Below are 19,188 nucleotides of genomic sequence, written 5' to 3' on the forward strand. Positions count from 1 at the left end.
AGCGGCGGTCCGGCAGAGGTGGGGCCGCCGGACGGAAAAGAAAAGGGACCGGACGGGATGGAGTGGGACAGCTTGTGGCATAACGGCCATGCCTTCACGGCCGGCGATGCGGGCATCATCACCGATGCCGCCCTGGGGGTGCGGAACGGGCGCATCGCCTGGATCGGCCGGGCCGCCGACCTTCCCGCCGGCGTGCGTGCGGGCGGCGAGCACGACCTGGGCGGCGCCTGGATCACGCCGGGCCTGATCGATTGCCACACCCATCTGGTTTTCGGCGGGGACCGCGCCGCGGAATTCGAAATGCGGCTGGAAGGCGTGCCGTACGAGGAGATTTCCCGCCGCGGCGGCGGCATCGCCTCCACCGTCGCCGCCACCCGTGGGGCCGGGGCCGAGGGGCTGGTGGCGGCCAGCCGCCCGCGGCTCGCCCGGCTGCTGGCGGAAGGGGTGACGGCGGTGGAGATCAAATCCGGCTATGGTCTGGATCTCGGCACCGAACGCGCCATGCTGCGGGCCGCCCGCGCGCTGGGGGCGGATGGGCGGGTGACCGTCGCCGCCACCTGCCTTGCCGCCCATGCCCTGCCGCCGGAATACGCCGGGCGCGCGGACGATTACATCGCCCACGTCTGCGGGACGATGCTGCCCGCCCTGGCGGCGGAGGGGCTGGTCGATGCGGTGGATGCCTTTTGCGAGCGCATCGCCTTCACGCCGGAACAGACGGCGCGGGTGTTCGAGACGGCCCGCCGGCTGGGGCTGCCGGTCAAGCTGCACGCCGACCAATTGTCCGACGGCGGCGGGGCGGCGCTGGCCGCCCGTTACGGCGCCCTGTCCGCCGACCATGTGGAGCACACGGGCGAGGATGGAGTGCGGGCCATGGCGGCGGCGGGCACGGTGGCGGTGCTGCTGCCCGGCGCCTTCTACACGCTGCGGGAAACGGTGGTGCCGCCGGTGGACCTGTTCCGCCGCCACGGGGTGGCGATGGCGCTCAGCACCGACTGCAACCCCGGCACCTCCCCCGTCACGTCGCTTTTGCTGATGCTGAACATGGGCTGCACCCTGTTCCGCCTGACCCCGGCGGAGGCGCTGGCGGGCGTGACCCGCCACGCCGCCCGCGCGCTGGGCATGGAGGGCGAGCGCGGCACGCTGGCGGTGGGCAAGGCGGCGGATTTCGTGGTGTGGGACATCAACCGCCCGGCGGACCTGTGCTACTGGCTGGGCGCCAACCCGTGCCGGACGGTGGTGAAGGATGGGCGGGTGCGGGCGGCGTCAGACGCCGCCGGCCAGCATTGAGGCCACGCGGGCCAGCAGGGCGTCGGTGGTGACCGGCTTGCCCAGAAGCTGGGTGTCCGGCCCCAGCGTCTCGTCCTGGATGCCCTGCTTGTGGGCGTAGCCGGTCAGGAACAGCACCTTCAGGCCGGGGCGCAGGCGGCGCCCGGCCTCCGCCACCTGCCGCCCGTTCATCCCCGGCAGGCCGACGTCGGTCACCAGCAGGTCGATGGCGGTGTCCGACGTCAGAAGGTCCAGGGCCGACGGCCCGTCCCCGGCCTCCAGCACGGTGTAGCCCTGATCGCCCAGGGCCGTGGCGAAGACCAGACGGACGAGCGCCTCGTCCTCCACCAGCAGCAGCGTGGCCGCCGCCGCGGCTTCGGCGGTGGCGGCGTCCGGGGCGTGAGGGGCGGCGCCTTCCTCCCGCCGGGCGCAGGGCAGGGTGATCGTCACCGTGGTGCCCATCCCCTCGGTGCTGCCGATGTGCAGGCGCCCGCCGGACTGGTGCACGAAGCCGTAGATCTGGCTCAGCCCCAGCCCGGTTCCCTGGCCGATGGGCTTGGTGGTGAAGAAGGGTTCGACCGCGCGGGCCAGCACGTCGGGGTTCATGCCCATACCGGTGTCGGACACCGACAGCATCACCCCCGGCCCGCAATCCCCGTCCTCCTCCGCCGGCGGGGCGGCGGCTGTGGCGATGGTGAGAACACCGCCGTCCGGCATGGCGTCGCGGGCGTTGATGGCAAGGTTGAGCAGGGCGCTTTCGATCTGGTTGGCATCCCCCCAGACGCATGGCAGGCCGTGGTCGAGCCACAGATCCACCCGCACCGCTCCCCCCACCGACCGGCGGAGCAGGTCGGCCATGCCGGTCACCAGCCCATTCAGATCGACGCTGCGCGGCTGGAGCGGCTGGCGCCGGGCAAAGGCGAGCAGGCGCTGGGTCATCGCCGCGGCCCGGTCCACCGACTGGCGCACGGCGCGCACGTAGGGGGACACGTCGGTCCGCCCGGCGGCCAGACGGCGGTCGATCAGCTCCATGCTGCCGCCGATGGCCTGAAGCAGGTTGTTGAAATCGTGGGCCACCCCGCCGGTCAACTGGCCCAGCGCTTCCATCTTCTGCGCCTGGCGCAGGGCGTCCAGCGCCTCTTCCCGTTCCCGCGTGCGCTGTTCCACCTGGGCTTCCAGCCGGGTGTTCATGGCCGCAAGGTCGTTCCGGGCGCGCACGGTGGCGGTGGTTTCCACCACCGTGTCGATCATCCCGGCGACGGCCCCGCTCTCATCGCGCACCGGGCTGTAGCAGAAGGTGAAATAGGCGTGTTCCGCATAGCCGTTGCGCTCCACCACCAGGGGGAAATCCTCGATGAAGGTGGCTTCGCCCTGGAACGCGCGTTCGGCGATGGGGCCGATGACGTCCCACGCCTCGCTCCAGATGTCGCGGAACGAGCGGCCCAGGGCCGGCGGCTTGGCCCCGAGGATGGGCGTGAAGGCGTCGTTGTGGATGGTGGTCAGTCCCGGCCCCCAGACCACCGCCGAGGGGAAACGCGAATTCAGCACCATGCCCACCGCCGTCCGCAGCGACGCCGGCCACCCGGACGGATGACCCAGCGGCGTGGCGTTCCAGTCATGGGTCCGCAGCCGCTGTCCCATGACGCCGCCTCCGTGCGCGAACGCGAAGGCGCCGTCGGTCGTCATGGGAAGCCGGTCGTTGTCGTCGGGCATGGGGGTGGTCCGGGCTGGCACAGCGGCTATCATGGTAACATAGGCACCGTGGGGCATCGGGAAAACATACCCGCGCATCGTTTGGGGGAAATGCTCCTTGTGGTGCGGCCTTGATGCCTTCTTTCGTGTGTTCCATCCTCATGGACGAGGGTTCGAATCCAAAATAAGGGAGGCACCATGAATCCGGGAAACGCCGCCAACCGCCGGGTCGTCCGCGCCCCGCGGGGCACCGCGCTCACCGCCCGGTCCTGGGCGACGGAGGCGGCCTTGCGGATGCTCATGAACAACCTTGATCCCGACGTGGCGGAAAAGCCGGAAGAGCTGGTCGTCTATGGCGGGATCGGGCGCGCGGCGCGCAACTGGGCCTGTTTCGACGCCATCGTCGAGACGCTGACCACGCTGGGCGACGACGAAACCCTGCTGGTGCAGTCGGGCAAGCCGGTGGGGGTGTTCCGCACCCACGCCGACGCGCCGCGGGTGCTGATCGCCAATTCCAACCTCGTTCCCGCCTGGGCCACCTGGGACCATTTCCGCGCCCTGGATGCCAAGGGGCTGATGATGTACGGCCAGATGACCGCCGGCTCGTGGATCTACATCGGTTCCCAGGGGATCGTGCAGGGCACCTACGAGACGTTCGTGGAGATGGGGCGGCGCCATTACGGCGGCGTTCTGGCCGGGCGGTGGATTCTGACCGGCGGGCTAGGCGGGATGGGCGGCGCGCAGCCGCTCGCCGCCACCATGGCCGGAGCGTCGATGCTGGCGGTGGAATGCTCCCCCCACCGCATCGACCGGCGGCTGGAGACCCGCTACCTCGACCGTGCCGCCGCGACGCTGGACGAGGCCATGGCGATCCTGTGGGAAGCGCAGGCCGAGGGCCGCGCCGTGTCGGTCGGTCTGCTGGGCAACGCGGCGGAGGTGTTCCCCGAACTGGCCCGCCGGGCGGCGGCGGACCCCCGCTGGCGCCCCGACGGGGTGACCGACCAGACCAGCGCCCACGACCCGCTGAACGGCTATCTGCCCGCCGGCTGGACGCTGGAACAGGCGGAATCCCGCCGGCAGAGCGATCCCGCCGCCGTGGTGGCCGCGGCCAAGGCGTCCATGGCCCGGCAGGTGCGCGCCATGCTGGATTTCCAGGCCCTGGGCATCCCCGTCTTCGACTATGGCAACAACATCCGCCAGATGGCCCAGGACGAGGGGGTGACGGACGCCTTCGCCTTCCCCGGTTTCGTGCCGGCCTACATCCGTCCGCTGTTCTGCCGCGGCATCGGCCCGTTCCGCTGGGCGGCCCTGTCCGGCGACCCCGAGGATATCCACCGCACCGACGCGCGGGTGAAGGAGCTGATCCCCGGCGATCCGCACCTGCACACCTGGCTGGACATGGCGCGGGAACGCATCCGGTTCCAGGGGCTGCCGGCCCGCATCTGCTGGGTGGGGCTGGGGGACCGGGCGCGGCTGGGGCTGGCCTTCAACGAGATGGTGGCGCGGGGCGAGCTGTCGGCCCCCATCGTCATCGGGCGCGACCATCTGGATTCCGGCTCCGTCGCCAGCCCCAACCGCGAGACGGAGGGGATGATGGACGGGTCCGACGCGGTGTCGGACTGGCCGCTGCTGAACGCGCTGCTGAACTGCGCCTCGGGGGCGACGTGGGTGTCGCTGCACCATGGCGGCGGCGTCGGCATGGGCTACAGCCAGCACGCCGGCATGGTCATCGTGGCCGATGGGACCGAAGCCGCGGCCCGGCGGCTGGAACGGGTGCTGACCAACGATCCCGCCACCGGCGTCATGCGCCATGCCGACGCCGGCTACGGCATCGCCAGGGACTGCGCGCGGGAACAGGGCCTGCGCCTGCCCATGATCGAATAGCTATTCCCCCTTCCCGGCGGCATCGGTGCGGTGCCGCCGCATGGTTTCGGCGTGGGCGCGGATGACCTTTTCGGTGCGCGAGAACCCTTGCCGCCGCACCAGCACCAGCAGGACGAAGCCGCTGGCCCCCATGAACGCCCACGGCCCGACCATCCACGCCAGCGCCGCCAGGGCGAAGTAATAGGCGCGCAGGCCCCCGTTCAGCGCCCGCACCGCCAGGGTGATCGCCTCGGCCATCGACGCGGCCAGTTCACGTTTCAGCGGTTCGGCCACCGGCGGCATCGGCGCCGAGCCCAGCAGGGCGCAGCAGTAATTGTATTGCCGCAAGGCCCAGGTGAACTTGAAGAAGGCGAAGGTGAAGATCGCCACCAGCAGCAGCAGCTTGGTTTCGAAAAAGGCCCGCGACACCTGGGCGGTGAAGGACAGGTTGCCCACCAGCTCGTGCGCCCGTTCGATGGCGCCGAACGACCCCACCAGTCCCGCCAGGACCAGCGCCGTGGTGGAAGCGAAGAACGAGCAACTGTTCATGGTATGGCCCACCAGTTGGGCGTCCATGATGCGGTTGTCGCGGCCCAGCATCTGTTCCATCCATTCCACGCGGATGTTGACCAGATGGCGGTTGACGAAGGCGCGGCTGTTCAGCAGGTGGTCCTGGGCGATGGTGAACAGGCCCCAGATGCCGATGAACCAGCAAAGGGCGATGATGTCGAGCGTGGTCAGGTCTTTGGGCACGGGGGGGTATCCGGGGCGGCTGCCGAAAGGGGAGAGGGGGCTTTTCGGAAAACAGCGGCGTGTCTATTCGTGTAGGCTGGGTTCCCGGTGCTGGCAAGCGCTTCCGTCGCCGCTGCCGCCGGCCAGGGGCACGGTGATGGAGAAGACCGACCCGCGCCCCTCCCGCGATTCCACGCCGGTGGGGTGGTGCAGCAGGGCGCCCAGCCGCTGCACGATGGACAGCCCCAGCCCCAGCCCCTTTTCACCCGTGGTGCGGGTGCCGGCCTGATAGAACTCGTCCCAGATGGCGGCGAGGGCGGCGGGCGGGATGCCGGGGCCGGTGTCCCACACCTCGATCCGCACGGCATCGCCGCGGCGGCGGCAGCCCAGCATCACCCCGCCGTGATCGGTGTAGCGCAGCGCGTTGGCCAGCAGGTTGCGCACCATCCGTTCCAGGAGCGACGGGTCCGTGCACACCGTCACGTCCAGCGGGTGATAGAGAAAACGCAGCCCCTTTTCCGTGGCCAGCGGCCCGGTCTGGGTGGCGATGGGGTCGAGAACGGCGCTGAGCGGTACCGGCCCGATGGCCGGCGTCACCGCGCCGGCATCCAGGCGCGAGGCGTCGAGCAGGCTGGACAGCAGCCGCTCGCTGGCCTCCAGCGCGCGGGTGGCGTTCTGGGTGATCTGGACGTGGGCGGGCTTGTCCAGCGTCTCTTCCAGGATGCCCAGGAACAGGCGCAGCGCCTGGATCGGCTGGCGCAGGTCGTGGCTGGCCGCGGCCATGAAGCGGGATTTGGCGGCGTGCGCCTTTTCCGCGGCGGCGCGCATGGTGTCCAGTTCGGCCATGGTGCGTTCCTGGCGGTCGAGCGCGTGGATCAGCGCCCGCCCGGCCAGCACGCCCGCGGCCAGCAGGAGCAGGGCGGTGGGAATCAGCCACGCGGTGCGGGTGCGCCACGGACCCAGCACCGTGTCCATGCGGATGCCGGCCGCCACGAACACGCTGGTTTCCTCGATCCGGCGGTAGGCCATCAGCCGGTCGCCGCCGTCCACCGGTGACACCAGCCGCACCGTGCCCGCCGGGGCCGTGCGGGCCTGGGCCAGCAATCCCGTGTTCTCGATGCCGGGGCCCGTGGGATCGGCCATGGGAAAGCGCACGATGATGGCGCCGTCGGTGCGGTAGATACCCGACACCGCCCCGTCCCCCAGCCCCAGATGCCGGTTGAAGGCGGTGAAATAGGCGGTGTCGATGCCGGCTGTGACCGCGCCGGCGAAGCCCCCGGCCTCGTCCACCCGGCGGCGGGTCAGGGTGAACAGCGGTCCGTCGCCGCCCAGCCGAATCGTACGCCCCACGCTCAGGGGGGCGGGGTCGTCCCGCGCGGTCTGGAAGAATTCCTGTTCCCCCGCGTCCGAGCCGGGGGGTGGGGGAAAGGCGCTGCTGACCTGCACCGCGTGTCCGTCGGCGCCGTACACGGCGATGATGCCGGGCAGGGGCAGCAGGCCGGCGGCGTCCTGCACCATCATCCATGTGGAGCCGCCGCCGATCCGTTCGGGCGGCACCTCGTCCATGTCCCGCCCGATGTGGTGCAGCACCAGATTGATGGCGGTGAAATTGCGTTCGGTGTGTTCGGCCAGCAGGTTGACGGCGGCGGTGACGCGCGTCCGGGCCGCAGCCACCTCGGTGTCGTGGTCGTGCAGGATGAACAGCCCCGTGCTGCCCATCACCAAGGCCCCATAGGCGGCCATCGCCACCATCACCCGGTAGCGCAGGGTTCCTTGGCGAAAGGGCGGGGTTGGCGTCATCGTCGTCCGGGGCACGTCCCAGAAGGGGCAGGGCGTGGAAGGGGGGCCGGGGGCCGCAGTGCCTGCGGCTTCATCCCTCCCTTGTGATCAGCCGTGCCCGCAGACTTGTCAAGACATGCACGCGTATGGCGCTGGACAGGTTGCCCGTACGCCCCACGTCGATTTCACCGATCAGGCTGTTGATGGACATGCCGCGCTCCTCCGCCAGTTCCTTCACGGCTTCCCAGAATTCCGGCTCCAGCGACACGCTGGTCGGGTGGCCGGCGATAAGTACGGAACGTTTTTTCATAACGGCATGATAAATCGTGAATCCTTAAGAAAATCCAAGCGTTCAGATGGCGGACGGATCATCCGGCCCCAGCATTTCCTGCGGGCGGACGCGGGCCTCGAACTCGTCCGCGCTCATGATGTTCAATTCTTGCGCAACGGCTTTCAGGGTTTTACGCTCGGCGTGGGCTTTCTTGGCGATGTGTGCCGCTGCGTCGTACCCGATGTGCGGGGCCAGCGCCGTGACCAGCATCAGGCTTTCCCCCACCAGCCGGGCGATGCGGTCCTCGTCCGCCGCGATGCCGGCCACGCAATGGTCGGTGAAGCTGGCGCAGGCATCGGCCAGCAGCCGGATGGACTGCAGCACGGCAAGGGCGATCACCGGCTTGAACACGTTCAATTCGAAATGGCCGGTGGCCCCGGCGACGGTGACGGTGGTGTGGTTGCCCATCACCTGGGCGGCCACCATGGTCAGCGCCTCGGCCTGAGTCGGGTTGACCTTGCCGGGCATGATGGAGGAGCCAGGCTCGTTTTCCGGCAGGATCAGCTCGCCGATGCCGCACCGCGGCCCCGACCCCAGCAGGCGGATGTCGTTGGCGATCTTCATCAGCGACACCGCCAGCGTGTTCAGCGCCCCGTGCACCTCCACCAGCGCGTCGTGGGTGGCCAGCGCCTCGAACCGGTTGTCGGCGGGGCGGAAGGGCAGGCCGGTCAGCGCCGCCGCGTGGCGGGCGAAGGCGGCGGCGAAGCCCGGCGGCGCGTTCAGCCCCGTGCCCACCGCCGTGCCCCCCTGGGCCAGTTGATGCAGGCGGGGCAGGGTGGCTTCCACCCGCGCGATGCCGTTGCGCACCTGCTGGGCGTAGCCGGAAAACTCCTGTCCCAGCGTCAGCGGCGTGGCGTCCTGAAGATGGGTGCGGCCGATCTTGACGATGGCGGCGAAGGCGTCCCGCTTCTCCTCCAGCGCCCCCAGCAGGTGGGCCAGGGCCGGCAGCAGCGCCCGGTCGATCTGCAGCGCCGCGGCGATGTGCATGGCGGTGGGGATGCTGTCGTTGGACGACTGGCTGCGGTTGACGTGATCGTTGGGATGAACGGGCGTCTTCGATCCCACCGTGCCGCCCAGCCGGGCGATGGCACGGTTGGCGATCACCTCGTTGGCGTTCATGTTGGTCTGGGTGCCGGAACCGGTCTGCCAGACCACCAGGGGGAATTCCTCGTCCAGACGGCCGTCGGTGACCTCCTGCGCGGCGTCGGCGATGGCCGCACCCAGGGTGGGGCCGAGAACGCCCAGCTCCATGTTGGCCAGCGCCGCGGCCTTTTTCTGGATGCCCAGCGCGCGGATCAGCGCCGCGGGCATCCGTTCCTCGCCGATGCGGAAATTCTCCAGCGAGCGTTGCGTCTGGGCCCCCCACCAGTGGCCGGCGGGAACGGCGATGGGGCCGAAGCTGTCGGTTTCGGTGCGGGTGGCGGCCATGAATTCCCCCTTGCCGGATGATGCAAGTCGAACGGCGCATCCCAGACATTTGCCCTGCCTGCGTCCGTAACAAGGGCAGCGGGCGGCCAAGTTCCCGCCGAAGGAGGAAAATGCACCGGCCGCTCTTTTTAGTTCTTGTTCTGTTCGGAAAGATCGTCCATCTTTTGTTCTATCTTCGGACGGTTCGCCGTCCAACCCGACACAGGACAGGAGGCCGCTCATGGGTTTCATGCCGTGGCAGGATGGTCAGGTGGCAACGGATGCCGGCGCGGGGTACGGCACCCCGGCGGTCCCCGATGGGCCGCTGGTGCGCGCCCGCATCGCCAAGGGCCGGGTGACGGAGATGCTGGCCCGCGGCTGGGCGGTTCTGGATTCCGGTCATGAAAGCTGGACGGTGATGGAAGGGCCGGAAACCGACAGCACCCCCGAACCCATCGGGGCGATCGTCCCGCCCATGCTGGCTGAATTCTGGCGCCTTTCACAAATGGACGTCATGGATGAAGAGGAATGGAGTACCTCTTTCGCATAATACTTTCGATTGTCACATGTATTGCGAGGGGTAGTTCTGAAGATGGCGGCGTTTCCATTGTCAAATTAACGTCTCGTTAATTGGAAAAGCCGTTCAATCACTCCATCGAACGCACCGATTACCGATGGAGAGATGAGGATGATCACCGCCGCCACGATCCTTCCGGTCGCCACCCTGTCCGATACCGCCGTCCGTTCGGCATCGCTGCTGCATATGGCGCTGCTGGACGAGTTCATCCGCCTGACCCGGGAGGCGGCGGGGGACGAGAACGACGGTTTCGTCCGCGACAGCCTGGAGGAAACCCTGGCCGCGCTGCGCGTGGAACGGGATGGTTACGCCGTCGTCCTGCACGGCGCCATGATCATGCCGCAGGCGTCGGTGCCCGCCGCCTGATCCGGCCCGATCCACCCGCGACCGTCTTGTCTTTGAGGAGTGCTTTCCGATGATGTCCACCGACCTGCGTCTGTCGTCCCTGCGCCATGTGGAACTGCTGGATTCCTTCATCCGCACGGCGGAGGACGCGCTGAGCCTTCAGGCCGATCCCTTCATGCGCGACAGCCTGGGCGACCTGTTGGGCACCTTGCGGGCGGAGCGGGACTCCTACGCCCGCATGGCCGGCGGCGACGGGCGGGCCGGCACCGCGTGAGGGGCGTGCCCCCGCGCCCTCAGAACAGCCCGTTCAGCAGCGACCCGCGCCCGCTGTAGGACGACGAGGACGACGATGAACCGCCGCCCCCCAGCAGGATGTTGGTCAGGCTGGACGACGTGACGGCGGAGCCGTTCATCAGGCTTTGCAGGGTGCGCACATACGACGGCACGTCGCCCCCCGACGATCCCGCCGCCGGCTGCTTGGCATAGGTGTCGTAGTCGGTGGTGAAGGCGCCCTGGGTCAATTGCAGGGCGTACTGCTTTTCCTTGGTGGCGTCCTCGCCCTTGTCGCGGGTGACGCGGATGGTGTAGTCGCCCTTGTCCAGCGGCAGCTTGCCCTGGGTCCATTTGGTGTAGGCGTCATAGGCAGCGCCGGCATCGGCGTTGCTGTCGGCCATCACCTTGCCCGCCTTGTCCATCAACTGCACGCGCACGCCGGCATCGCCGACCCGGCCCAGGCCGGATTCGCCGGCACTGGTCACCTTGAACTTGTAGAAGTCCACAGGATCGTTGGCACCGAGGATGCTGAAGCCGTTCAGCCGGCTCTTATCCTTGATGAGATAGCCGAGGTTGGTGGCAAAGGCCGCCTGCGTGGACGAGGATTTGGTGGCGTTCTGTTCATAAACCTTGTCGGCGGACTGGGTTTTCGCCGTCTTCGCCTGATCCTGGGTGCGCTTGACCGCCGCCTCGATCGACTGCTGCAGGCTCGACACCATGCCGGAGATGTCGCTGATCCCGCCCATGACCTGTCCCCATCGGTTGCGTGCTCGTGGGATGGGTCAAGCAAGAACGGGGCCAGAGGTGAATTCATTAAAAACAGTATCTTAAATGAAAAGCCCGGCACCTTTGCCCCCTTCGGGTGCAAAAAGTGCCGGGCAAAATCCGTCCACCGCCGTGGGCGTCACCCGGCCAGCGCCGCTTCCAGTTGCGCAACGGCCTCGCCGAGGGTCAGGTCGATGCGGCGGATGCCGTGCTTTTCCAGGAAGCGGATCTCGTTCCGGGACAATTCGCCCGGCAGCACCGCCCAGTGGCTGTCGCTGGACCGCTTGGCGATCTGACGCCCGAAGGTGCGCTGGATCTCCTGGTCGAAACGGCAGCCGAGGAACAGGAAGTGCTTGCCCGCGCGGCGCTTCTGCACCTCCGGCGGGATGGGGGTCTGGATGTCGATCTCGGTCAGGATCTCCACGAAATCGGAATCCGAAATCAGATAATTGCCCGCCGGGGCCACGCTGCCCGACGGCTTGTAGAGCAGGGTTTCCCACGCTTCCGCCGCGTCCGCCGTGGACGGGCTGCCGTCGGGGCCGAAGTAATGCACCCATTCCCCGGTGGACTGCGGGTGGGACAGGCCCTGGACCTCTCCCCAGGTGCGGGTGGCGTCGGCGGCCAGCAGCGCTTCCAGCACCGCGTCGTACCACACGTCCACCACCAGCGCCGGGGCGGGGATGCCGGCCACGAAGCGGTGGACCGGCGTGGGTGGCACGTCGTGCCGGAAGGTTTCGTCCAGGATCTTTTCCAGCGTCTTGCGGTGACGGCGGGATTCGATGAACTGGGCGACGGCGGTCAGTTGCGACCGGATGCGGCCGGGGGCGGCCACCTTGGCGTTCAGCCGTTTCACCAGCTCCGCCGAATTGCGCGGGATGGGGCAGGCGCCGTCCGGCAGCAGGTCGAAGGCGCCGGGGCCGACATAGGGCACGACGGTCCGGGCCTTGAGGGCGGCGGCGATGCCGGCGATGGCCTCGGCGGGATCAACCGTCACGCTGTCGGCGGTAAGGGGGGCGTCGGTCACGGCACGCACTCCATAAAGGATCGTTCGGGGATGAAAGGGGCTTACAGATAGATCGCCGCACCGGCGCCGGTGTTGACCGTGGCGTCCTTCAGCGTATCGACGATGAAGGCGATCTGGTCCTGTGTCACCTTGTGGTGCAGCGGCAGGGCGATGGCGCGGTCGGCGGTCTTCTGGCACACCGGATAGTCGGCACGGTTGTAGCCGCGATCCACGTAGTATTGCTGGGTGTAGAGGGGCTGGCCGTAATCGCTGGTATCGACGGCATGGGTGTCCATGTCCTCGATGATGGCCTTGCGGCCCGACGCGGTGAAGCGGGTGCCCAGATGCACGGCATAGACCATGGGATTGACGGTTTCCGCCCCCGGCCCCTTGTAGGGCGGCTTGATCCCCTCGAACGAGGCCATGGCGGCGTCGTACCAGCGGATCACCTGATCGCGCTTCGCGATGATCTCCGGCAGCCGCTTCACCTGCACCAGACCCAGGGCGGCGTTGACGTTGCTCAGGCTGGCCTGGAGCGGCAGGCGGCGGGTGATGCCGACGGTGTAGCGGTGTTCGGTCTCCCGCTGGCGCAGGTAGCGCAGCTCGTGGGCCAGACCGCGGTCGTCGGTGACGATCATGCCGCCGCCGCCGGCCAGCAGGATGCCCGGCTCGGAGAAGTCGAACAGCGAGCACAGGCCGAACGAGCCGACCACCCGGCCCTTGTAGACCGAGCCGATGGATTCCGTGCTGTCCTCGATCAGCACGAGATTCCTGGCTTCGGCCAGGGACTGAAGCTCGTCCCAATGGGCGGGGTGGCCGTTGACGTTGGCGGCGATGACGGCCTTGGTGGCGGGGGTGATCTTTTCCGCCGCCTTCGCCGGGTTGATGGTGTGCTGCCAATAGTCGATGTCCACCAGCACCGGGGTGGCCCCCGACAGCGCCACCGCCTGCTGCGCCTGGTGCCAGCCATAGGGGGAGCACAGAACCTCGTCCCCCGGCCCGATGCCCAGCGCCCGCAGGATCATCAGCATGCCGATGGTGCCGCTGGGCACCGCCACCCCATGGGCCCGGCCCACGGTGTCGGCGAAGGCTTCCTCGAACGCGTGGGTCATGTGCCCGTTGTTGAGGGAGCCGGCGGTCAGCACGCGGCCCACGACCCCGACTTCGGCGTCCGAGATGTCGGGGTCGCACAGCGGGATGAAATCCAGTTCGGTGTCGTCCCCGTCGGGCGACAGGCCGTCGCCGGTGCCGGGGGAGGGGGTGCGGGCCGCGTCCGTGGTCATCAGATGTCGTCCTCGTCCTTTTGGCCGATCACGATGGCGGTGGCGTTTTCCGGCTTGTCGGTCACCAGCCAGCAATGGTTGGACCCGTCCACCAGATAGAGGCAGAAGTCCTTCTCCTCCCGGTACGGGTCTTCCGCCATGACCGAGGCCATGGCCCCGGTGACGGAGAAACCGGGGCACGCGGCCTTCACCGCGTGGACAATATCGGTCAGGCTGGCGCCGGCGGCGAACCGCCCGCCGATGAACTCGACCAGAATGTCGATCTGCTCCGTCGTCAGGGCCATGATGGGATCACTCCGCCAGTTTCTTGGCTTCCACGGTGATGGGCAGGCGCGTGTCTTCCGGCATCTCCGGCATTTCCAGCGTCCAGCCGTTGGCGATCTTCGCCCAGCCGCCCCACAGGCCCGGCTTTTCCATCGCGACGATGGGCTCCTCCAGATCCTTCTTGGCGACATAGATGGTGTACTGCTCGGCAACCTTGCGGACCATGACCTTCATTGTCGGTGTGCTCCTGTCTTTCTTGTCGTTGCTGTGACCTGTTACGCCGCAAAGCGCGCGAACAGCGGGGGAAGCGCGTCTTCCACCGCCGCGATGTCCGCGGCGGTGGTGAAACGGCTGAGGGAAAAGCGAAGGCACGCGGACGCCGCCGCGCGGGACAGGCCCAGCGCCAGGAGCACGTGGGACGGCTCGTTGCCGCCCGAGGCGCAGGCCGCCCCCATGGACACCTGGATGCCGGCACGGTCCAGGCGCATCAACAGTTCCTCCGCGTCCAGCGGCAGCCCGGCGGGGCCGTTGAAACGGATATTGGCCGTGTTGGGCAGCCGTTCCACCCCTGCCGCGTTGACCACGGCGTGGGGGCAGGCGGCCAGGACCGCCCGCTCCAGCCGGTCCCGCAGGGTGCCGACGCCGGCCATGGCCGGCAGGGCCGCCGCGGCCAGGGATGCCGCCACCCCGAATCCGGCGATGGCGGGCACGTTTTCCGTGCCGCCGCGGCGCTTGCGTTCCTGATGCCCGTGGATGAGCGGGGCGATGGCCTGCCCCTTGCGGACCCACAGGGCGCCGATCCCCTTCGGCCCATGGATCTTGTGGGCGGAGAGGGTCAGCAGGTCGGCGCCGACGGCGGCGGCGTCCACGGCGGTCCGTCCCGCCGCCTGCACTGCGTCGGTGTGGAACACGGCCCCGGCGGCGCGGGCGATGGCCGCGGCTTCGGCCACCGGCTGGACGGTGCCGGTCTCGTTGTTGGCCCACTGGACCGACACGACGGCGGTGGTCCCGTCCACCGCGGCGGCCAGGGCGTCCAGATCCACCCGCCCGCCGCCGTCCACCGGAACGATGGTCACCGGCCAGCCGCGCCGCTCCAGGTCGCGGGCCAGCAGCAGAATGGAGGGATGCTCCACCGCCGTAGTGACCAGCCCGCGGCGGCCGGGGGCTGCATCGGCCAGGATGCCGAGGAGGGCGGTGTGGTTGGCCTCCGATGCGCTGGCGGTGAAGATCACCTCCGCCGTCCGCCCCCCGATCAACGACGCCACCGCCCCGCGGGCGTCCCCCACCGCCGCCTTGGCGGCCATGCCGGCGCCGTGGGGGCTGGACGGGTTGCCGAACTGCCCGGTCAGATAGGGCAGCATGGCGTCCAGCACCCCCGGAGCCAGCGGGGTCGTGGCGTTGTTGTCGAGATAGACCATCACGTCATCTCCGTTCCTGCCGAACCGGTACGGCGTCAGCCCATCACGCCGGGCGCCAGGCGCAGCGGCTTGGAGATGGGGGCCAGCTCGTCCTCGAAGCAGCCGACCATCACGGAACCGGGGAATTCCACCAGATAGACGGGGGTGCTGTCCTCTTCGGACTTGCCGACGCGCACCACCTCGCCCGGCGTGCCCTTGGGCACCAGCAGGGCGCCTTCGGGGGCGTGGGGGTGGCTGCCGTCGTTGAACAGATCCTCCGCCGCCGCGACGCGCATGCCCCAGTCGAAGATGGGTTCACGGGGCGGGATGAAGCCGGCGGGCTTGGCATCGGCAGCGGCGGTCTGGGAGGGGATGGCTTCGGTCATCAGGGGAAATCCTTTTCACGAAGGGGACAAGGATGAGATGGGGGTAGCCGGGGTGCCGCGCTTATTTCGGATCGTTGCAGCGGCTATCGACCAGTTCGAGTTCTTTGGCGCGCATGCCCACGACGATGCGGCGTTCGTAGAAGTCGATGGCATAGATGTAGTACATCTGCAAATAGGTGCCGATCGACTTGACATAGCCCACGTCGCCGGCCTGGATCATTTCCGTTCCGGTGGGAACGCCGGGATAGGTGCCGTCGTTGCGCACGGTGCGCAGCGCCCGGACCTTCTGCCCCTCTTCGAACGCCGGCGGGTGGATCAGTTCCACCACGTCGTCCGACGTGCGGGAGGAGGAGGATTTCAGCTTGGCCGTGGTCATGGTGTGTCACCCTGTACGGTGCCGTCCGCGGTTCCGGCGGCGGTGTCTGTGTCTGTGCGCGTGCCGGCGTGGGCGGCGGCCTTCAGGCGGGCCAGGGCCACGGCGCGCACGTCGTCTTCCGGGTCGTGGGTCAGCGGTTCCAGGTCGTCGGGCGCGATGCGGGTCGCCACCACATAGCGCACGCACCAGTCGGTATCGCGGGCCAGCGGCGCCAGCTTTTCCGGGGCCAGGCGCTGGGCCACCAGCGAGCGCACGCGGGAATTGTCGTCCCAGGCCATGGACATCAGCCATTCCAGGCTGATGCGCCGCGCGATCTCCATCCGCACCTCGGCGTCCTCGTCGTGCATCATGGCCGGCAGCATGCCTTCCGGCGCCCGGCGGGCGACGCGCAGACGGACGGAGTAGTCGCCGTCCCGCATCATCGGCGCCAGATCCGGCCCGTCCAGCCGCATGGCCACCGCGATGCGCACCTCCCGGTGCGGGTCGTCGCGCAGCTTCAGCAGCAGCCGGCGGGGCAGGCGGCGGGCGAGCGAGGCGCGCACCGTCTCGTCGGGGTCGGCCATCAGCCGCGGCACCACGAAGATGGGGGCGAAGCGCACAGCATTCGCCCGCACCTCGAAATAGGGGTGGTCGAGGTATTCCCCGGCCAGATCGTCGTTCCATTCGAAGAAGCGCTGGATGCGCTTGGCGTACCGGTCGTGGACGCAGGCGCGCAGCGGCTGGCAACGGCCCTCGGCCTTGCGGTCCTGATGGTCGCAACGGCCGCAATCGACCGGGCGGCCCAGCCAGTCCAGCGTTTCGACGATGTCGTTGCCGCGGGGGCCATCACCGCCGGGGGGCTGATCGGTGGACCCGGCATCAAGGCCGTCGTGCGTCTCGCTGCCGGTCATGGTCAATCCTCTTCATCCTGGCCGTGGCGGTCGTCGATGGCGAGAAGGCGGGACGCCCCCATGCGCCCGGCGGTGTCGAGATCCTGCACTCGGGTCAGCACCTCCCGTCCCTCATCCCGCCGGCCCAGACGCAGCAGCAGATAGCCGCAGGCGGTCAGCGCGAACAGGAACAGGCGGGGGGCATGGTCCAGCCCGGAGAAATCGGCGGTGTCACGGGTGACGAGGCGCCAGTCGTCGTCGTTGCGGCCCAGCGATGCCAGGGCGTGCCCGACCATCTTCCAGCCGTACCCCAGCGCCGTGTCCAGATTGGCGCGGTAGAAATGGTATTTGTAATGGCCGAGATCGACCAGACGGTGACCGGGGGCGGCCTGCGCCGCCTGGGCGAGCCAGGATTCCGCGGTGGCGGGGTCGCTGTAGCTGGCCGCCGCCAGATGCAGACACCGTTCCGCGTCCGCCGGAAGGTCGCCGCCGTAATAGCGGCGCTCCAGCCAGCTTTCGTCCACCTCGACCAGCATGGCCACCCGTCATGTTGGGGAGAAGGCAAGAAACCGGGGGGAAGCGGGGGCGCCGCACCGGCCGCCCCCAGCGTTCCCAAGGGAGCGTCAGGCCGGGACGCAGCAGTCGGCGGGGCACACCGCCGCGCACTGCGGGCTGTCGAACTGGCCGGCACATTCGGTGCACTTGGCCGGGTCGATGACGTAGGTGCCCTTCTTCATCGAAATGGCCACGTTCGGGCATTCCGCTTCGCAGGCGCCGCAGACGGTGCATTCAGCCGACTTGATCTTGTAAGCCATGGAACTCACTCCTTCGGTGTTGATCGGGCGGACCGTCCAGGGTGACCGCCCGGCCCCCCGCCGGCTGCTCGCGGCGGGGAATGGGGGGATGGTTGATGCCGTCTTACCGGACCGTTCAGGCCCGGAGCACTTCCGCCGGGCGCAGAACCGCGTCGTGGCCCTTGCGGCCGGTGACCGCACCTTGCCTCAGCCGTTCGGCATAGTCCTTGAAGTAGGTCAACGCGGACTCTTCGATGTACTCGAAGGCGAAGCGGTCAACGGGCTCGATGCCGGCGTCGGTCAGGGATTTGCTGGGGCAGCCGCCGATCTTCGCCACCAACACGGCAGTGCAGTCGGCAATCGCCGCGAGAACAGTGGACAGCGCGTCCTCGTCGCCCGAACCGCCCTCGCAATAGGTTTCCACCCGGCGGTGGCCGACGAACGTGGCGCCCTTCAGGCCCACTTCGTAGATCTGGAATTCCCTGGCGTGGCCGAAGTGCTCGTTGATGCGCTCGCCGCCCTTGGTGGCGACGGCGATCAGGATCGGCGCCACGTCGGCGGCGACGGCTTCCGCCACCTCGGCCTTGGCCGCTTCCTTGGCGGCGTGGCGCCCGGCGCGTTCGGCCTCGATGTGCTCGCGGTATTCGCGGCGCACGGTGTCGTCGGTGGAGATCTCCATCGCCTCGATCCGGTCGATGGTGAATTCGTCCCCGCGGTCCTCGCCCAGCAGGCCCACGGCATCGGCGCGGCACTGGCGGCAGTGGCGCATCAGCTTCGCCCCGCCTTCGCACTGGTCCTGCACCACCTTCAGCTCCTGCGCGGTGGGGCCGCGCTGGCCGGTCAGGCCGAAATGGGTGCCGTGGGCCGGGTCGGAGATCAGCGGCATGATGTTGTGCAGGAACGCCCCGCGGGCCTTCACCGCCTTGTTCACCTCCAGGAGGTGGTCATCGTTGATGCCGGGGATCATGACCGAGTTGATCTTCACCAGGATGCCGGCGGAGGTCAGCATCTCCAGCCCTTCCATCTGGCGCTCGTGCAGGATCTTGGCGGCGTCCAGCCCGGTCCAGCGGCGGTGGTTGTGGAAGATCCAGGGGTAGATGTGCTGCCCGACCTCCGGGTCCACCATGTTGATGGTGATGGTCACGTGGTCGATGTTGTAGTCCTTGATCCGGTTCACGTGGTCGGGCAGGGCCAGACCGTTGGTGGACAGGCAGAGCTTCAGGTCCGGGGCCAGCTTCTGCAGCCCCTCGAAGGTGGCGAAGGTGTTCCGGCCGGCGGCGGCCAGGGAGTCGCCGGGACCGGCGATGCCGATCACCGAAAGCTGCGGGATTTCCTGGGCGACGGCCAGAACCTTCTTCACCGCCTGCTCCGGGGTCAGCTTTTCACTGACCACGCCGGGGCGGCTTTCGTTGGAACAGTCGTATTTGCGGTTGCAGTAGTTGCACTGGATGTTGCAGGCCGGCGCCACGGCGACGTGCATCCGTGCGAAGTAATGGTGCGCCTCTTCCGAATAGCAGGGGTGGTTCTTGACCTTCTCCCACACCTCTGGCGGCATGTCGGCGGGGCCGTCCGACGAGCCGCAGGCCGATGACGAACAACCCGACGCCGCCTTCGGGATCTCCGCCGGGGCCTTCAGCTCGCCCAGGCCCAGGATGCCATCCAGCGCGATCACGTTACCCATGGGTCCACTCCTCCGCCAAATCGGCCACTGATCGTATGACCAGTGTTATGCAAGGAGTAGGCCAGTTTTAAAATTGTTGTTTTTCAATAAGTTGATTGAATGCTC

22 protein-coding genes are annotated in these 19,188 nt (G+C 68.6%); 5 read left to right on the forward strand and 17 right to left on the reverse strand.

What is annotated here, in order from left to right; translation table 11 throughout:
* Positions 1 to 57: 57 nt before the first annotated feature.
* Entirely contained in the window at positions 58 to 1,287 is a 1,230-nt protein-coding gene (gene hutI, locus M2352_RS07855; protein ID WP_264663940.1) for an imidazolonepropionase, read from the forward strand.
* On the opposite strand, the gene M2352_RS07860 is transcribed toward hutI, so the two are convergent.
* Complete coding sequence (locus tag M2352_RS07860; protein ID WP_264663941.1) at positions 1,264 to 2,979, reverse strand: ATP-binding protein; 1,716 nt, start codon at positions 2,977 to 2,979, stop codon at positions 1,264 to 1,266. The genes hutI and M2352_RS07860 overlap by 24 nt on opposite strands.
* 177 nt (positions 2,980 to 3,156) lie before the next feature.
* On the opposite strand from M2352_RS07860, the gene hutU reads away from it, so the two are divergent.
* Positions 3,157 to 4,842 (forward strand): urocanate hydratase, encoded by a 1,686-nt coding sequence (hutU, locus tag M2352_RS07865; RefSeq protein WP_264663942.1) that lies wholly within the window; start codon positions 3,157 to 3,159, stop codon positions 4,840 to 4,842.
* On the opposite strand, the gene M2352_RS07870 is transcribed toward hutU, so the two are convergent.
* The 4 genes from M2352_RS07870 to fumC all read right to left on the reverse strand — a co-directional run bounded on the left by M2352_RS07870 (position 4,843) and on the right by fumC (position 9,091).
* Entirely contained in the window at positions 4,843 to 5,574 is a 732-nt protein-coding gene (locus M2352_RS07870; protein WP_264663943.1) for a DUF599 domain-containing protein, read from the reverse strand.
* A 63-nt stretch (positions 5,575 to 5,637) separates the two neighbouring features.
* A complete protein-coding gene (locus M2352_RS07875) occupies positions 5,638 to 7,353 on the reverse strand; it encodes a sensor histidine kinase (protein ID WP_264663944.1) in 1,716 nt (571 codons plus the stop codon).
* 70 nt (positions 7,354 to 7,423) lie between these two features.
* A complete protein-coding gene (locus M2352_RS07880; protein WP_264663945.1) occupies positions 7,424 to 7,642 on the reverse strand; it encodes a ribbon-helix-helix domain-containing protein in 219 nt (72 codons plus the stop codon).
* Positions 7,643 to 7,684: 42 nt separating this feature from the next.
* Positions 7,685 to 9,091 (reverse strand): class II fumarate hydratase, encoded by a 1,407-nt coding sequence (gene fumC, locus M2352_RS07885; RefSeq protein ID WP_264663946.1) that lies wholly within the window; start codon positions 9,089 to 9,091, stop codon positions 7,685 to 7,687.
* Between the two features lie 220 nt (positions 9,092 to 9,311).
* Here fumC and M2352_RS07890 point away from each other — a divergent pair, with 220 nt between their 5' ends.
* From M2352_RS07890 to M2352_RS07900, 3 genes are all read left to right on the forward strand, one after another.
* The gene (locus M2352_RS07890) at positions 9,312 to 9,620 is read left to right on the forward strand and encodes a hypothetical protein (protein ID WP_264663947.1); all 309 of its coding nucleotides are present in this window, start codon (positions 9,312 to 9,314) and stop codon (positions 9,618 to 9,620) included.
* A gap of 138 nt (positions 9,621 to 9,758) precedes the next feature.
* A complete protein-coding gene (locus M2352_RS07895) occupies positions 9,759 to 10,013 on the forward strand; it encodes a hypothetical protein (RefSeq protein WP_264663948.1) in 255 nt (84 codons plus the stop codon).
* Between the two features lie 49 nt (positions 10,014 to 10,062).
* The gene (locus M2352_RS07900) at positions 10,063 to 10,266 is read left to right on the forward strand and encodes a hypothetical protein (RefSeq protein ID WP_264663949.1); all 204 of its coding nucleotides are present in this window, start codon (positions 10,063 to 10,065) and stop codon (positions 10,264 to 10,266) included.
* A 19-nt stretch (positions 10,267 to 10,285) separates the two neighbouring features.
* Here M2352_RS07900 and M2352_RS07905 read toward each other — a convergent pair whose 3' ends face one another.
* The 12 genes from M2352_RS07905 to nifB form a co-directional block, all read right to left on the reverse strand.
* Positions 10,286 to 11,011 (reverse strand): hypothetical protein, encoded by a 726-nt coding sequence (locus M2352_RS07905; protein WP_264663950.1) that lies wholly within the window; start codon positions 11,009 to 11,011, stop codon positions 10,286 to 10,288.
* A 158-nt stretch (positions 11,012 to 11,169) separates the two neighbouring features.
* Positions 11,170 to 12,054, reverse strand: a complete 885-nt coding sequence (locus tag M2352_RS07910; protein WP_264663951.1) for an SIR2 family protein — start codon at positions 12,052 to 12,054, stop codon at positions 11,170 to 11,172.
* A gap of 41 nt (positions 12,055 to 12,095) precedes the next feature.
* The gene (locus tag M2352_RS07915) at positions 12,096 to 13,316 is read right to left on the reverse strand and encodes a DegT/DnrJ/EryC1/StrS family aminotransferase (protein WP_264663952.1); all 1,221 of its coding nucleotides are present in this window, start codon (positions 13,314 to 13,316) and stop codon (positions 12,096 to 12,098) included.
* The gene (locus M2352_RS07920; protein WP_264663953.1) at positions 13,316 to 13,600 is read right to left on the reverse strand and encodes a hypothetical protein; all 285 of its coding nucleotides are present in this window, start codon (positions 13,598 to 13,600) and stop codon (positions 13,316 to 13,318) included. Before M2352_RS07920 ends, M2352_RS07915 begins: the two co-directional genes overlap by 1 nt.
* 7 nt (positions 13,601 to 13,607) lie before the next feature.
* Positions 13,608 to 13,814, reverse strand: a complete 207-nt coding sequence (nifT, locus tag M2352_RS07925; protein WP_264663954.1) for a putative nitrogen fixation protein NifT — start codon at positions 13,812 to 13,814, stop codon at positions 13,608 to 13,610.
* A 41-nt stretch (positions 13,815 to 13,855) separates the two neighbouring features.
* Positions 13,856 to 14,998: a cysteine desulfurase family protein gene (locus tag M2352_RS07930; RefSeq protein WP_264663955.1), complete on the reverse strand. Its 1,143-nt coding sequence runs from the start codon at positions 14,996 to 14,998 to the stop codon at positions 13,856 to 13,858.
* A 35-nt stretch (positions 14,999 to 15,033) separates the two neighbouring features.
* Positions 15,034 to 15,363 (reverse strand): nitrogen fixation protein NifZ, encoded by a 330-nt coding sequence (locus M2352_RS07935; RefSeq protein ID WP_264663956.1) that lies wholly within the window; start codon positions 15,361 to 15,363, stop codon positions 15,034 to 15,036.
* Between the two features lie 61 nt (positions 15,364 to 15,424).
* Entirely contained in the window at positions 15,425 to 15,739 is a 315-nt protein-coding gene (locus M2352_RS07940) for a nitrogen fixation protein NifZ (protein WP_264663957.1), read from the reverse strand.
* Complete coding sequence (locus M2352_RS07945; protein ID WP_264663958.1) at positions 15,736 to 16,629, reverse strand: 4Fe4S-binding leucine-rich repeat protein; 894 nt, start codon at positions 16,627 to 16,629, stop codon at positions 15,736 to 15,738. Before M2352_RS07945 ends, M2352_RS07940 begins: the two co-directional genes overlap by 4 nt.
* Positions 16,630 to 16,631: 2 nt before the next feature.
* The gene (locus M2352_RS07950) at positions 16,632 to 17,144 is read right to left on the reverse strand and encodes a hypothetical protein (RefSeq protein WP_264663959.1); all 513 of its coding nucleotides are present in this window, start codon (positions 17,142 to 17,144) and stop codon (positions 16,632 to 16,634) included.
* A gap of 87 nt (positions 17,145 to 17,231) precedes the next feature.
* Complete coding sequence (locus tag M2352_RS07955) at positions 17,232 to 17,423, reverse strand: 4Fe-4S dicluster domain-containing protein (protein WP_264663960.1); 192 nt, start codon at positions 17,421 to 17,423, stop codon at positions 17,232 to 17,234.
* A gap of 115 nt (positions 17,424 to 17,538) precedes the next feature.
* On the reverse strand, positions 17,539 to 19,083 hold the full coding sequence (gene nifB, locus M2352_RS07960) for a nitrogenase cofactor biosynthesis protein NifB (protein WP_264663961.1): 1,545 nt from the start codon (positions 19,081 to 19,083) through the stop codon (positions 17,539 to 17,541).
* Positions 19,084 to 19,188 lie beyond the last annotated feature (105 nt).

The sequence above is a fragment of the Azospirillum fermentarium genome, assembly GCF_025961205.1.
Classification (GTDB): Bacteria; Pseudomonadota; Alphaproteobacteria; order Azospirillales; family Azospirillaceae; genus Azospirillum; species Azospirillum fermentarium.